This is a genomic window from Polynucleobacter acidiphobus (genome assembly GCF_003065385.1).
GTDB classification, from domain to species: domain Bacteria; phylum Pseudomonadota; class Gammaproteobacteria; order Burkholderiales; family Burkholderiaceae; genus Polynucleobacter; species Polynucleobacter acidiphobus.
Window position 1 is genome coordinate 948568 of sequence record NZ_CP023277.1, and the last position, 14793, is coordinate 963360.

Consider the following 14793-nt stretch of genomic DNA (forward strand, 5'->3'; position numbering starts at 1 on the left):
GATGGTTAAACAAAAATTCATCAGACTTACTCAAACAGTTCATTCATGACGCGGCCACAAACACGTTGGCAGATTTCTAAAGTGGCATCGTCGCAAATGGAATAAAACACGGCAGTACCAGCCTTACGGCGTGCGAGTATTCCAGCCTCATGCAGTGCTCCCAAATGGCGCGAGACGTTTGCTTGGCTGGATTTTGAGAACTCAATGACCTCACTAACGGATTTCTCACCTTCGCATAATGCATACATGATGCGGAGACGGGATGGTTCGGCGAGAACGGCAAAGAACGCAGAGACCTCTTTGAAAAGAGCTTCCATTTGTTCAGGGGATAATTGTTTTTTAGACAAGCCATCCGCGAAGCCCTGGGCCACAGAGTTATTAGTTAGGGATGATGGACTTGACATAAATATGCGTAGTTGCGCATATTACACCGAATATTTGTCTAAATAAATATACAGAGATACCCTGATTCGATCCGACTAGAATAGAGACTTCGTAGATATCCATACCAAGATTTATTCTAGAAACATTTTATAAGTAACTGATTTAAATAATAAATTGTTAGATACCCAAGCGATTTTCCTATCCCTGCAGTTGGCCTTTTGGACTTTGGTGGTCTTGATCCCCATCGGGATCTGGGTTGGCTATCAGCTAGCCCAAGCCGGTGACTGGAAGTCCTGGGCTGAGGCAGCGCTCGCCCTGCCCTTGGTATTGCCGCCCACGGTCTTGGGTTACTACTTCATCGTGGCATTTGCAGGCAAGAGCCTCTTTGGGGAGCCCCTCGTGTTTTCATTCACCGGTCTCTTGATTGCCTCCATCATCGTCAACCTTCCCTTTGCAATCCAACCCATCCAGCGGGCCTACGAAGCTATCCCTACCGAGATCAAGGAAGCAGCCAAGGTCAGTGGGCTAAGCACTTGGCAGCGCTTTCGCTTGATTGAACTACCCTTGGCCTGGCGTGGCATCTTAAGCGGCGCAGCAATGACCTTTGCCCATACCTTGGGTGAGTTTGGAGTAGTCCTCATGGTAGGCGGTGCAATTCCGGGAGAAACCAAAACTGCATCGATCGCAATTTACGACAAGGTGCAGACGTTTGATAGCGCAGGGGCCGGTGCTCTTTCTGTGATCCTGTTGCTGATCTCGCTTGTTGCCATTGCCATTTCCTATGGGGTCTTTGGTCGCAACACTGCTGGAGTGCGACGTGCTTAAGGTTCATCTTCAGCAAACCCTTCCCAATCCCCTCTCGATTCAGCTAGAAATCGATGCCGGTGAAGTTCATGCCTTAGTGGGCCCCTCTGGTAGTGGCAAGACGAGTATCTTGCGCTCCATTGCCGGCCTTCATCATCCTGAATTCGCTTATATCGAATGCGATCAAGAGGTCTGGCTTAATCGTGATCCAGCCCGTGGGCCTATGATCATCTTGCCACCCAATCAACGCTCATGCGGATTTTTATTTCAACAATACGCTCTATTTCCTCATCTCAGTGCTCTCGATAACGTATGCATGGCGCTATACAACACCATCAGCGATCCGCAAAAGCGTAGGACCGAAGCCCGGCGTTGGCTCGATGAACTCAATATTGGTGAACTTGGAGAACGCTTACCTAAACAACTATCGGGTGGGCAGCAACAGCGCGTTGCCCTCGCGCGTGCCTTAGCACGTTCACCCAAAATGCTTTTGCTTGATGAGCCTTTCTCAGCAATTGATATACCGACTCGCCAAAAGCTTTATCAAACGCTGGCCAAGCTTCGCAAGCAACTCAACATCCCCATCATCTTGGTCACGCATGATCTGCGTGAGGCCCATTTATTAGCCGACCGCATCACCGTGCTCGATCAAGGTGTGGGTTTACAGACCGCCAATCCACAATCCTTATTTACCAAGCCGCGCAATGCACGCGTGGCCCAGCTGGTTGGCATTCCTAATCTCTTTCATGGGGTATTTAATGGCGGCACCCTGTCGTGGGGCTCAAGCCCCTGGACCTTTCAAGTGATTGATAAAGGTCGCATTCCACCCAATGCGGAGGTGGCATGGGTGATTCCTCAAGAGGGGCTCAGTGTGTATTCTGATCCAGAGGACCAACGCATTCCGTGCCGCGTGAAAGCGATTAGTGCTTTAGGTCAAATTGCGCTGATTGAGTTCTCGATTGATGGTCTTGATGAATGCTTAAGCTGGGAAGCCTCGGTCGCAGAAGTTAAGCGTCTAGGTTTAACTCGGGATGCGCAGGCTTATCTGGAGCTCGATTGCAAGTTGATTCATATTATGCCGCTGCGCCCAATTAACGACCCGCGACGTTTTGTTGGTGTTACTTAATTACTTCTTTAAGCCGGCCAATAGATCGCGCTTGAGATCATCAATGTTCTCAAGACCAACAGCAATCCGGACTAGACCATCAACAATACCCGCGTCTTTGCGTGCTTGCGGTGTAATGCGGGCGTGAGTTGTGCTGGCCGGGTGCGTAATCGTGGTGCGCGTATCCCCAAGGTTTGCTGTGATGGAACACAAGCGTGTTTGATTAATGAGCTTATACGCTGCCTTTTTGCCGCCCTTGAGTACAAAGGACACAATCGGGCCACCCGCTTTTTGCTGGCGCTTTGCTAAGGCATGTTGCGGATGACTCTTCAGACCTGGGTGATACACGCGCTCGACTCCGGCTTGTTTCTCCAACCACAGCGCCAATGCCAAGGCATTCGCACTCTGCGCTTGCATTCTGAGCTCTAAGGTCTCAAGCCCTTTTAGAAATACCCAGGCATTAAATGCCGAGAGTGTGGGTCCGGCGGTACGAACAAAGGGAAATACTTTACCCATAACAAAATCACGGCTACCCACAATTGCTCCACCGACAACCCGCCCTTGCCCATCAAGATACTTAGTCGCCGAATGAATTACCACATCCGCGCCGAGGGCCAGGGGCTTTTGTAAGGCTGGAGTACAAAAACAGTTATCCACCACCAATAGAGCCTTGGCTTTCTTGGCAATCTTGGCAATGCCTGCAATATCAGCAATCTCCGTTAGAGGATTAGACGGAGTCTCTAGATAAAAGAGCTTGGTATTACTTTGCACCGCTGCTTGCCATGCCTTTGGGTCAGCAATTGCCACATAGCTTGTCGTAATGCCAAAGCGACTCAGAATCGATGAGAACAACTGGGTGGTTGCACCAAATACGGATTTTGAGCACACCACATGATCACCTGCCTGCAGATGCGCCATCGCTGTGGTCAGAATGGCGGCCATTCCAGAGGATGTGGCAATGCATGCCTCACCACCTTCGAGTGCCGCAAGACGATCCTGAAACATACTAACGGTTGGATTAGTAAACCGTGAGTAGATAAAACCTTGATCGGCATTGGCAAAACCATGCTCTGCCTCTTCGGCTGAATTAAAGCAAAAGCTGGAGGTCAAGAACATTGCTTCTGAGTGTTCTTGATAATCGCTTGAACGACGAGTACCAGCACGGACCGCTAGGGTCTCAGGTGCCAAGGTTTTGAGATTAGGTTTAGGCCGTATGGATTTTTTCATAACAGATCAAGTTTGACAGGTAAATGACGGGCTGTCACGCAGAGCATGCTGCAAATGTCCCAACTGTTGTTTAGTCTCCGTTGGCTAGATGCAAATGCAGTTGCGAGCGCGCAAAGTCACTGGGGTCGCTCTTGCGATCCTCTTCCTTGTTTGCAATATTACGCGCTGCCTCGAGTGCATCCAAATAAGCCTCGGTGATATCGCCCGTAATATAATGGCCATCAAAGCACGATGCCTCAAAATTTTTGATATTGGGATTAATGTCTTGGACCGCTTTTTTCATATCCTCAACGCTTTGATAAATCAGCTGATCGGCTCCGATGAGATCATTAATTTCGTCATGAGTGCGGCCATACGCAACCAGCTCACTGCGGGTTGGCATATCAATGCCGTAGACATTGGGAAAGCGCACTGGCGGTGCGGCAGATGCAAAGATCACCTTCTTAGCTCCTGACTCACGCGCCATCTGCACAATCTCATACGAGGTCGTACCGCGGACAATCGAGTCATCCACAATTAAGACGGTCTTATCTTTAAACTCAATGCGCATGGCATTTAACTTCTGACGCACAGACTTTTTGCGCACCGCTTGACCAGGCATGATGAAGGTACGACCGATGTAGCGGTTCTTAAAAAATCCCTCGCGATACGAGATGCCCAAGCGCTTTGCTACTTGAAGTGCGGCAGGTCGACTAGAGTCTGGGATTGGCATCACCACATCGATCTTGCTCACGTCGGTCTCCGCCCGAATCTTCTCGGCCAAGTAGTCACCCATGCGCATGCGCACGTTGTACACGGTCACCCCATCGATCGTTGAATCAGGTCGAGCCAAGTAGACGTATTCAAAAATACAGGGGTTGAGACTGGCATTCGGAGCGCACTGCCGCGTATGAAAGTTCCCGTCGAGATCAATGTAGATCGCCTCACCCGGCGCCACATCGCGCACAAATGTGTAACCTAAGCCTTCAAGTGCAACCGATTCCGAAGCCAACATCCATTCTGGCCCATCGGGTGTATCGACCTTACCAATGCATAGCGGACGAATCCCAAAGGGATCCCGAAAGGCCAATAAACCAAATCCAGCAATCAGCGACACCACTGCATAGGATCCCTTCACCCGCTTATTAAGTCCGGCGACGGCTTTAAAGATCGAGTCGTCATCTAAGGCGGCGCTATTGGTCTCTTTTTGTAACTCATCGGCAAGTACATTGAGTAAAACCTCCGTATCGGAGCTGGTATTAATATGGCGGCGATCACGATAGGCCATCTCACTGCGCAGCATGGGGGCATTGGTTAGGTTGCCATTGTGTGCCAAGATGATGCCAAAGGGTGCGCTGACATAAAACGGTTGCGCCTCCTCTTCACTGCTCGCTGAGCCAGCAGTGGGATAGCGTACCTGGCCAATACCTGCATTACCTACCAGACTGCGCATATTGCGAGTGCGGAATACATCACGCACCAAGCCATTAGCCTTATGCATCGCAAACGAATTACCACTCATGGTGGCAATCCCGGCTGCATCCTGTCCGCGATGCTGCAGCAGGAGCAAAGCGTCATACAAGAGTTGGTTTACAGGTCGATGCGAAATCGTTCCAACAACACCACACATAGTTAGCCCCTTGCCGATCGGGAACGATCGGTCATTGAAATTGCATTTAACTGCTTCGCCCAGCTTTCAGGCAACCACGAACGAATGAAGCCCGTGCCCTGCTCAAGCACTGGCCGAATCGCAGAAGCCTGCCATGCCTGCGTCTCCTGCGCCCCAGTGAGTGCCCCCAGTGTGCTTAATACAACCAGTACCAAGGCGCCCCGCACAAAACCAAACAGTAAGCCAAAGAATCGATCAACCAAGGTGAGCCCTGCGCTTGAGAGTAAGGACTGAAAGGCGCGAGCTAATAAACCTGCTGCAATGAGGATGGCAACAAAGATGAGAAGGAACGCAGCGGCTAAGCGCGCGGTCTCATTGGGAATAAATGCCGAGAGCCATTCGGTCGCCAAATAATTACAGAAATGGTAAGCGAGCCATGCAGCAGCAAACCAGGATGCGAGTGCAATGATCTCCCGAAAAAATCCGCGCCACAAGCCAACCACTGCTGAAACTATCAAGATGCCAATCGCAAAATAATCTAAGGTCGTTAGTTGAATGGCGCCGAGTGATTGCATGATTAACTCTTGTTCAGCTCAACGATGCGTGGACTTAAGCCAAGAGAGCGGATTCGTTTCTCGGCCGACTCTGCCGCCTCGCGTTCTGTAAATGGACCAGCTCGCAGTAAATAGAGCTTGACGCCCTCAGCGTTATTACGCGTCATCACATAGTACGGAATCTTGTTCTCTTTTAGTTTGGCAACCCAACCATTGGCACGCTCTTCGGAAGCAAAGGCCCCAATCTGAATCACAAACTTACCGTTCGCTGCCACCTTGGCATCGGCTGCGCCGGAGGGCTCTTTACTGGTACTCACCAATTCTTCACCTGGTGCTAAACCTAAACTTTTATTTGGGGCATTCGAAGTTGCTGGGGCTGGGCTAGCTGGTTTTGGTGCTGCCACCGGAGGGCTCGCGGGAGCAGGTGGTGCAAGTTCAGGTTTTGGTTCTGCTTTTACTTCCAATGGTGGCTTCTTATCGGGCTCGACGTTCAGTACGCCTGCTGCCGGATTAGGTATGTTGCTTACGATCTGCACCGTAATGTCATTGGCGACTGGCTTGGGTTGCTGATCCAAAATTTGTGGCAAGCCAATCACTGCAATCAGTACCAACGTGGCTGCACCAATCAAGCGATGGCGGGCACGTTGCTTTTCAGGGTCCTCCGTCAACGCAAGATCTTCAGTGCTTTCTTCGCTAGACTTTGCACGTTTTGGGAAGGTGCGGCGAGCCAGGGGCTCAATTTTTTGGGGGGCAGGCTTGCGTCGAAACAGATTCGATAAGAAGGTCATGGATCAATGTGCCTGGTTATTTCGATAAGCCATTACGCCTGCAACGGTATAGAAGGATCCGAAGACTGTAATTCTATCACCCTCACCTGCTTTATCCAACGCCGCTTGATAGGCGGCTCCGGGATTTGGAAACACTAGGGCTTCTTTATTGAGTGCCTGCAGGCGCTTTGCTAAATCGTGTGCCGAGGCTGCTCGCGGCGTCGGCAAATCGGTGCAATACCAATAATCAACAATATCTAACATGGGTTGAAGTACACCCTCAATGTCTTTATCGGCCATTGCCCCGAATACGGCATAGGTATAAGGGTGATATGCCATGGCCTCAATGCTCTGCGCTAAGGTTGCTGCCGCATGCGGATTATGCGCAACATCTAATACCACCGTGGGTCTGCCCGGCAGGACCTGAAAGCGTCCAGGCAACTCCACCAATGCCAAGCCATTGCGAATATCCTGAGCACTGACTGGTAAACGATCATGCAAAGCGATCAAGGCAGCGATTACTGCTGAGGCATTGAGAAGCTGATTAGCACCCCGCAATGCCGGATACCCCAGCCCACTAAAGCGCTTACCCCGTCCTAACCAGCCCCATTGCTGTTGATCACCCGTAAATGAATAGTCTTTGCCCATTAGCCAGAGATCTGCTCCGATTGCATTGGCATGATTGATTAAAGACGCAGGGGGCATGGGGTCGCCGCAGATCGCAATCGCCTTGGGTCGGAAGATGCCCGCTTTCTCAAAAGCGATTGCCTCACGGGTATTACCTAAATAGGCCATGTGATCCAGATCAATACTGGTCACAATCGCACAATCGGCATCCACAATATTGACTGCATCAAGACGCCCACCCATCCCAACCTCTAAGATGACGGCTTCAACCTTCGCATTGGCAAATAGATCCATGATGGCCAAGGTGGTGAACTCAAAATACGTGAGGGTTGGTGGATCACTCAATCGACAACGCGCTTGTTCAACTCGCTCAAATGCATTTAATAATTGGGCATCACTAACATCAGCCCCATTGATTCTGGCGCGCTCATTAAATCGTAAGAGATGGGGGGATGTGTGACACGCCACCTGATATCCAGCGGCCAGCAAAATGCTTTCTAGAAAGGCACAGGTGGAGCCCTTACCATTGGTTCCGCCCACTGTAATCACGGGACATGAAAATTGCAGTCCCAGCGATTCCTTCACCCGGGTAATGCGGGCGAGACCCATATCGATTCCCACTGGGTGTGCGGTCTCCAAGTGGGACAACCACTCGTCTAGGTTTGTGAATAGGATTGGTTGGCTCTGCTGAGGTTCAAGCACGACTTAGCTCGAACTATTGGTTTGCAGTAACTGCTTCGGTAACTTCTCAGCTGGGATCTTTTGCAATAAGGCGAGTAATTTTGCAAGCTCGGTACGCATCTGACGACGATCAACAATCATGTCGATACCGCCCTTTTGCATCAAAAACTCAGAGCGCTGGAATCCTTCGGGTAATTTCTCACGCACGGTTTGCTCGATCACGCGTGGGCCCGCAAAACCAATTAAAGCCTTTGGTTCAGCCATCACCACATCGCCCATGAATGCAAAACTGGCTGAGATGCCACCCATCGTGGGATCGGTCAATACGCTAATGTAGGGCAAACCTGCTTGCGAGAGCTTGGTCAGCATCGAATTAGTTTTAGCCATTTGCAGGAGTGATAACAAACTCTCTTGCATGCGTGCACCGCCGGTTGCTGTAATGCAAATGAAGGCGCATTTTTTCTGGATGGCTTCTTGAACGCCGCGCACAAAGCGCTCACCCACTACCGAGCCCATCGAGCCGCCCATGTACTCAAACTCAAAACACGCCACCACCGCAGGAATCGATTCAATCTTGCCAGCAATTACTACTAGGGCTTCTGATTCACCCGATGCGTCACTGGCTTGCTTTAAACGATCAGGGTATTTTTTACTGTCTTTGAACTTGAGAGCATCGACCGGATACACCGATTCACCAATCTCAACGCGTGGCTTGGGATCTAATAAGTGATCAAGGCGTTTGCGCGCATTAATGCGCATATGGTGTGAGCATTTCGGGCAAACCGAGAGATTGGCTTCAATATCGGTGCTGTAGAGAACCGCATCGCAACCACCGCATTTAACCCATAAACCTTCGGGGACGGTCTTCCGACTGGCCGGATCGCTTTGTTGGATCTGGGGCGGAAGTATTTTGTCAATCCAGCTCATAGCGGTATTGTAACGACCTTCAATCGTGGTCTAAAGCCTGTCGGATTTCATGGATAAAGCGCTCAAGTACCACCAACTCTTCACCCTTTTTTGCCTCTTCAAGTAATTGCACAATCCGACTGCCAATCACCACCGCATCGGCTGTTTTAGAAACTGCTTTGGCACTCGCCGCATCCCGAATCCCAAACCCAACGGCAACCGGAATTGGGGTCTCTTGCCGAATGAGGGGCAGTACACTCGCTACATCTTGCGTATTTAAGTTACTTGCACCAGTTACTCCACGCAGTGATACGTAATAGATGTAACCTGCCGCAATTTGTGCTGCGTGATGAATGCGTTCTTGACTGGAGGTGGGTGCTAACAAGAAGATTGGGTCAATACCTTCGCTGCGCATTTGCTTGGCAAACTCTTCGCATTCTTCAGGCGGGTAATCCACAATCAACACACCATCGACGCCAGCTGCTTTAGCGGCTTTTGCAAATGCTGCGTGACCCATTTGCTCGACTGGATTGGCATACCCCATCAACACCACGGGGGTGGTTTGATTCTTTTGACGAAACTGCTGCACATTAGCTAGGCATTGCTTGAGTGTCACTCCTTGCGCAAGCGCACGCTCAGACGAGCGCTGAATGACCGGGCCATCGGCCATTGGGTCTGAGAATGGGACACCCAACTCAATCACATCAGCCCCACCCTTCACCAAGGCATGCATCACATCCACGGTTAAATCGGGATGCGGGTCACCTGCCGTTACAAATGGGATCAAACCCTTTTTATTCTTGGCTTTGAGGTCTGCGAATACACCAGCAATCTTCGACATGAACTTAGCCTTCCGAACCGGTTGCTTGAGCAACGGTATGCATATCTTTATCGCCGCGACCCGAGAGGTTAATCAAGATGACTTTGTCTTTACTCAAGGTTGGTGCCAATTTGCAGGCATACGCCACTGCATGAGAAGACTCAAGCGCCGGAATAATGCCCTCAATGCGGCAGCAATCATGGAAGGCTTTTAATGCATCCTCATCCGAGATCGCCACATACTCTGCTCGACCAGAATCTTTTAACCATGCATGCTCTGGTCCCACGCCAGGGTAGTCCATACCAGCCGATACTGAGTGGGTCTCTGCAATTTGACCATTTTCATCTTGCAAGAGATAGGTACGATTGCCGTGAAGCACGCCTGGTTTGCCAGCACACAGCGCGGCGGAGTGATCACCGGTATTCATGCCACGACCTGCGGCCTCAACACCAACCAAACGCACATTGGGCACATCAATATAGGGATAGAAAATGCCCATGGCATTCGATCCACCGCCCACACACGCTAAGACATAGTCGGGCTGTCGACCAATCATCTCTGGCATTTGGACTTTGCATTCCTCCCCAATCACACTCTGAAAATCACGCACCATCATGGGATAAGGATGAGGGCCAGCGACGGTACCAATAATGTAGAAGGTGTTTTCCACATTGGTTACCCAATCGCGCATCGCTTCATTGAGTGCATCTTTGAGAGTTTTACTACCTGACTCGACTGGCACCACTTTGGCACCGAGCAACTTCATGCGATAGACGTTTTGGGCTTGGCGCGCAACATCGACAGAGCCCTGATAAACCGTGCAGTCCAGACCAAAGCGAGCACAGATGGTGGCGGTTGCCACGCCGTGTTGACCCGCACCAGTTTCGGCAATGATGCGCGGTTTACCCATGCGCTTGGCTAACATCGCTTGGCCAATCACGTTGTTAATCTTATGAGCCCCGGTATGGTTCAGATCCTCACGCTTGAGATAAATCTGTGCCCCACCCAACTGCTCGCTTAAGCGTTTGGCGTGATAGACCGGGGATGGACGACCCACAAAGTGTTTGAGCTCGTAATGGAACTCCTCAATAAATGCTGGGTCATGCTGATACTTTGCATAGGCTTCTTTGAGTTCGTTTAATGCATACATCAATGTTTCAGAAACAAAGATGCCGCCATAAGGGCCAAAGTGGCCACGTTCATCTGGTTTGTCGTACATAAGTACCTCGACTTGGTTTAACGCCTACGCGCTAGAAATGACTGCTTGGATTTGTTTGATCGGCGCTACGTACTGCATCCGCAAACTGCCTGATTAACACTGGGTCTTTTACCCCTTTACGAACCTCGACTCCGCTCGAGATATCAACCGCGCAGGGGTGCAGACGAGCGATCGCCTCGCCAACGTTGTGCGAGTTCAATCCACCACTCAAAACGACCCGATGCGCGTTTACGTTTGCCCATGTGTCCGGTATAAGGTTCCAATTAAAGGCGGTACCACTACCGCCGTAGCCATCAACTAGTGCATCTAGCAAAAAGCCGGCAGCATCCCCATATTGTAGGGAAAATTCTGGGAAATTGAAGGACTGGCCAATTCGGGCGGCTTTGATCCAGGGTAGACCACCCGAAAGCCGCCGACATTGCTCAGGGGTCTCGTCCCCATGAAATTGCCATAGGGTAATGGCGGCATTTGCCCGGATCTCCTCCATTTGATTGGGGGTAGGATTAACCACCAGCCCTACTGCATCCATCGAGGCGGGTAATTGGGTAATGAGGGTGCCGGCGTCTTCTGGGCTAATTGCTCTGGGGCTTTGGGGGTAAAAGACGAAACCCACCGCATCGACCTGAGCTGCCACTGCGGCTTCAATATCTGCAGGTGTGCGCAAGCCACAGATCTTGATCCGGGTGTGCGTAGGGGTGTAAGTTAGTAAGCCCATGGTTAAGATTGGAGCATAAGCTCTTTTGGAAAACCGGCATTGTGTAAATGCGGTGCAGGGATTGCAAATTCTTCTGGGTAGGCCGCCCGCACCAAGTACAACCCATCGGGGGCAAAGGTTGGCGCTGCTAAGTCCCGATTTCTGCCGGCGAGAACTTTACTCATCCAATCGCTAGATTGCCGCCCTTGGCCAATATGCAAAAGACTCCCAACGATATTACGCACCATGTGATGTAAAAAGGCATTGGCCCTGACCTTGAAATACACAAATGGTTGCAGATCGATGATGCTACATTCGTAGAGATGCTTCACAGGAGTCTTACTCTGACATTCCGATGCCCGAAATGATGAGAAATCATGTTCACCCACCAAGTACTGCGCGGCGGTTTGCATTTGTTTGATATCAAACCATTGACCGGCTGGTAGCATTTGATAGCCGTAGCGCTGATGCAAGATGGGCGAGCGTGTTGGCCCAGCCAGTAAGGCATAAATGTAGGTGCGCTCTTTTGCACTAAAGCGCGCATCAAAAGCAGCGCTTACCGGCTTTGCCCAGTTCACCACCACATCGGGTGGCAAGAAGGTATTGATCCCCCGCACCCATGACCAATCTTCGCGCTCCACCTGCGCATCAAAGTGCACCACTTGCCCAAGGGCATGCACCCCTGTATCGGTTCGCCCTGCTGCAGTGACTCGCACTGCTTGTCCGTCACCAATGAACTGACTAATGGCGGATTCAAGGGCGGCTTGAACGGTCGGTTGATTGGGCTGAACTTGCCATCCGCAATAGGCGCGGCCATCATACTGCACGCCTAGAGCGATCCGCTTCATTTAATGATCGTTGCGTTGATTAATCTGCGCCATCAGGCTGCGAGCGGCGATGGTAATCTGTGGATCGACCTGACTACTTACCAGCAGAATCTCTTCTAAGGCTTTGCGTGCTGCGACAAAGTCTTCAATCGTGATGTAAGCCTTGACCAAATTGAGCTTTACCCGCAAGGCGTCAGCATCGTGCTGTTTAGGTGAGTCTAGGTTGAGGTCAAGACTCGACAGAATGGCCGCCGCTTTGGGCGGAATCGCTGTAGGGCTCGCAGTGATCTTAGCCTCTTTGGAACCGGCCGGTGATTCATGGGATTGTGATTCAGCACGGCGAGTGTAGCGAGCCAGTGACCACAGCAGTAAGCCCGTGATACCAATTAACCCAACCCCTACTAAGGCTGGTCCCCATTGATCCATGCCTGACTTCGGTGCAGCAGAATCACTCGGGCTCACACCCTCTTTACGAGCCTCTAAGAGCTTTTGTAAATCAGCAATATTTTTCTCAAGCTCTGCTACGCGTGCCTTACTTTGTGCCAAGGCCTTTTCTTGGGCAACCATCTCCTCCACATAACGCCGCGTATCCGCCTCGCTGCCTGCACCGGGGCCAATGCGCAAGCGATCCTCGCCAACACCCGGTGTGGGGTTAGAGGACTGATTCGCTGCACGACTTGATACAGCGCTTTGACCCGATCCACCCTCCTGCTCAAGCCATGCTCGATTTGCCTCTTGTGCAAATTCTTTAGCCTGTGCGGGAGTAATGGAACCCAATAAAGTGGCATCGGGCTTGTTGAGTTGCGCACCGGCCTTTAAGCGATGGATACTGCCGCCAATAAATGCATCGGGATTGGCTTTATATAAAGCAAGCAAGGCTTCGTCCATATCGGCACTACCCAATTGCGGCCTGATTTGCGAAGCGATCTCACTCAAAGTTTGACCGGGTCGCACCGTTACCTGACTAACGTCGCCGACCATCAAGCTATAGGTCTTAGCAATACCGCCGTTCGTCCATTTGAGCCCTAAGATGATGTCAACAAAGGGGTCCTTCCCGGTTTCAATGGGGCTCTCGGTTTGCACCACGATCAGAAATTGCTCGGGCTGATTGCGCTTGAGAATAATCGACGGGTTGTAATCCAAAACGCGTGTGGAGATCCCCAAGCGCTCATAGTCAGCCTTGGTAACCGGATCAATTGCTAGCGACTCTAGATAGGGTCGATCTTCTAGACCCGTTCGCACCGGAATCTCAGCGCGTAATGACTCCTTGGGTTTGGACAAAATAATGGGCGATCCCAAGGTCACTGCCTGCGCACTTGGCCACATGAAAAAGATCACGATGGCCAGCACTAGCCAGTTAAATAGGGTTTGCAGGACGCAACGCCAAGGCATCTTAGATCTTTGTCTTAAGTATTAAGCAAAATGCGTAGCATGCGACGCAGAGGTTCGGCAGCACCCCATAGCAACTGATCGCCGACCGTGAATGCCCCTAGATACTCCGGGCCCATGGCTAATTTATGTAAGCGCCCAATCGGAATGGTCATAGTGCCACTTACTGCTGCTGGTGATAACTCACGCTCAGTAATCTCCCGCTCATTGGGAACCACCTTCACCCACTGATTATCAGCTGCCAACATCGTCTCAATCTCAGAAAGCGGAATATCTTTCTTTAACTTGACGGTTAAGCCCTGTGAGTGGCAACGCATCGCGCCAACGCGAACACAAATGCCATCAATCGGAATACTACCCGGCGACCGAAATGGCGGATTGCCCATGATCTTGTTGCACTCGGCTCCTGCTTTCCACTCTTCTTTGGTCTGACCGTGTTCAACCGGCACATCAATCCACGGAATTAAGCTTCCCGCTAATGCGGTGTTCCGAAAGTTGGTTTTGGGGAACTCTGCCGAACGAATGGTCTGTGCTACCTTGCGATCAATATCCAAAATCCATGAGGCTGGATTGGCGAGTTCGCTGGCAACGCTGTGATGCAAAGTGCCCATTTGCTCGAGTAACTCGCGCATATTGGCAGCTCCAGCACCAGATGCTGCTTGATAGGTCATGGCACTAATCCATTCCACATTGCCGCTTTTGAGAAGCCCGCCCATCGCCAGCATCATCAAGCTCACCGTGCAATTACCACCGATCCAGTTCTTACCGCCAGAGTCCAGCGCCCTATCAATGACCGGCCGATTAATGGGATCCAAGACAATTACCGCGTCGTTTTCCATGCGCAGCGCACTCGCTGCATCAATCCAATGCCCTTGCCAACCCGCTGCGCGTAGTTGGGGATAAATCGCCTTGGTGTAATCACCGCCCTGACAGGTCAAAATCACATCACAACGAGCTAAGGCCTTTACATCATTGGCATCCTGTAAACGGGTCTCACTTTTGGTAACCCGTTGGCCATTGATCAATGGCACCTCACCACCGGCATTACTGGTGCTAAAGAAAACAGGTTCGATGTGAGTAAAGTCGTTCTCGTCTTGCATGCGTTGCATCAGCACACTGCCAACCATGCCGCGCCAACCAACTAAACCAACTACAGGATTTGCTAAAGGGGTATATGCCATATTTAAGTTCTTTTAATGAA

Annotated in this window: 15 protein-coding genes; 2 read left to right on the forward strand and 13 right to left on the reverse strand. The window is 51.0% G+C overall.

Annotation, left to right across the window (positions count from 1 at the left end):
- Nucleotides 1-26: 26 nt before the first annotated feature.
- A complete protein-coding gene (locus AOC32_RS05095; protein WP_199908482.1) occupies nucleotides 27-317 on the reverse strand; it encodes an ArsR/SmtB family transcription factor in 291 nt (96 codons plus the stop codon).
- A gap of 241 nt (nucleotides 318-558) precedes the next feature.
- Between AOC32_RS05095 and modB the strand changes: the two genes are divergently transcribed.
- Both modB and AOC32_RS05105 read left to right on the forward strand, forming a co-directional pair.
- Entirely contained in the window at nucleotides 559-1209 is a 651-nt protein-coding gene (gene modB, locus AOC32_RS05100; RefSeq protein ID WP_108508446.1) for a molybdate ABC transporter permease subunit, read from the forward strand.
- Complete coding sequence (locus tag AOC32_RS05105) at nucleotides 1166-2314, forward strand: ABC transporter ATP-binding protein (protein ID WP_234409701.1); 1149 nt, start codon at nucleotides 1166-1168, stop codon at nucleotides 2312-2314. The genes modB and AOC32_RS05105 overlap by 44 nt, the downstream gene beginning before the upstream one ends.
- Here the strand turns inward: AOC32_RS05105 and AOC32_RS05110 are convergent, their stop codons facing one another.
- The 12 genes from AOC32_RS05110 to asd all read right to left on the reverse strand — a co-directional run bounded on the left by AOC32_RS05110 (nucleotide 2315) and on the right by asd (nucleotide 14773).
- Complete coding sequence (locus AOC32_RS05110) at nucleotides 2315-3520, reverse strand: O-succinylhomoserine sulfhydrylase (RefSeq protein ID WP_108508448.1); 1206 nt, start codon at nucleotides 3518-3520, stop codon at nucleotides 2315-2317.
- Between the two features lie 70 nt (nucleotides 3521-3590).
- Complete coding sequence (purF, locus tag AOC32_RS05115; RefSeq protein ID WP_108508449.1) at nucleotides 3591-5129, reverse strand: amidophosphoribosyltransferase; 1539 nt, start codon at nucleotides 5127-5129, stop codon at nucleotides 3591-3593.
- Nucleotides 5130-5131: 2 nt separating this feature from the next.
- Nucleotides 5132-5683 (reverse strand): CvpA family protein, encoded by a 552-nt coding sequence (locus tag AOC32_RS05120; protein WP_108508450.1) that lies wholly within the window; start codon nucleotides 5681-5683, stop codon nucleotides 5132-5134.
- Nucleotides 5684-5685: 2 nt separating this feature from the next.
- The gene (locus AOC32_RS05125; protein WP_108508451.1) at nucleotides 5686-6450 is read right to left on the reverse strand and encodes an SPOR domain-containing protein; all 765 of its coding nucleotides are present in this window, start codon (nucleotides 6448-6450) and stop codon (nucleotides 5686-5688) included.
- Between the two features lie 3 nt (nucleotides 6451-6453).
- The gene (gene folC / locus AOC32_RS05130; RefSeq protein ID WP_108509346.1) at nucleotides 6454-7731 is read right to left on the reverse strand and encodes a bifunctional tetrahydrofolate synthase/dihydrofolate synthase; all 1278 of its coding nucleotides are present in this window, start codon (nucleotides 7729-7731) and stop codon (nucleotides 6454-6456) included.
- A gap of 30 nt (nucleotides 7732-7761) precedes the next feature.
- Complete coding sequence (gene accD / locus AOC32_RS05135) at nucleotides 7762-8664, reverse strand: acetyl-CoA carboxylase, carboxyltransferase subunit beta (RefSeq protein WP_108508452.1); 903 nt, start codon at nucleotides 8662-8664, stop codon at nucleotides 7762-7764.
- Between the two features lie 19 nt (nucleotides 8665-8683).
- Complete coding sequence (gene trpA / locus AOC32_RS05140; protein ID WP_108508453.1) at nucleotides 8684-9484, reverse strand: tryptophan synthase subunit alpha; 801 nt, start codon at nucleotides 9482-9484, stop codon at nucleotides 8684-8686.
- Between the two features lie 4 nt (nucleotides 9485-9488).
- Nucleotides 9489-10682, reverse strand: coding sequence for a tryptophan synthase subunit beta (gene trpB, locus AOC32_RS05145; RefSeq protein ID WP_108508454.1), 1194 nt, complete (start codon nucleotides 10680-10682; stop codon nucleotides 9489-9491).
- 31 nt (nucleotides 10683-10713) lie between these two features.
- The gene (locus tag AOC32_RS05150; RefSeq protein WP_108508455.1) at nucleotides 10714-11397 is read right to left on the reverse strand and encodes a phosphoribosylanthranilate isomerase; all 684 of its coding nucleotides are present in this window, start codon (nucleotides 11395-11397) and stop codon (nucleotides 10714-10716) included.
- Between the two features lie 2 nt (nucleotides 11398-11399).
- The gene (gene truA / locus AOC32_RS05155) at nucleotides 11400-12224 is read right to left on the reverse strand and encodes a tRNA pseudouridine(38-40) synthase TruA (protein WP_108508456.1); all 825 of its coding nucleotides are present in this window, start codon (nucleotides 12222-12224) and stop codon (nucleotides 11400-11402) included.
- On the reverse strand, nucleotides 12225-13595 hold the full coding sequence (locus AOC32_RS05160) for a FimV/HubP family polar landmark protein (protein WP_108508457.1): 1371 nt from the start codon (nucleotides 13593-13595) through the stop codon (nucleotides 12225-12227). It abuts the gene before it with no gap.
- A 14-nt stretch (nucleotides 13596-13609) separates the two neighbouring features.
- Nucleotides 13610-14773, reverse strand: coding sequence for an aspartate-semialdehyde dehydrogenase (gene asd, locus AOC32_RS05165; RefSeq protein ID WP_108508458.1), 1164 nt, complete (start codon nucleotides 14771-14773; stop codon nucleotides 13610-13612).
- Nucleotides 14774-14793 lie beyond the last annotated feature (20 nt).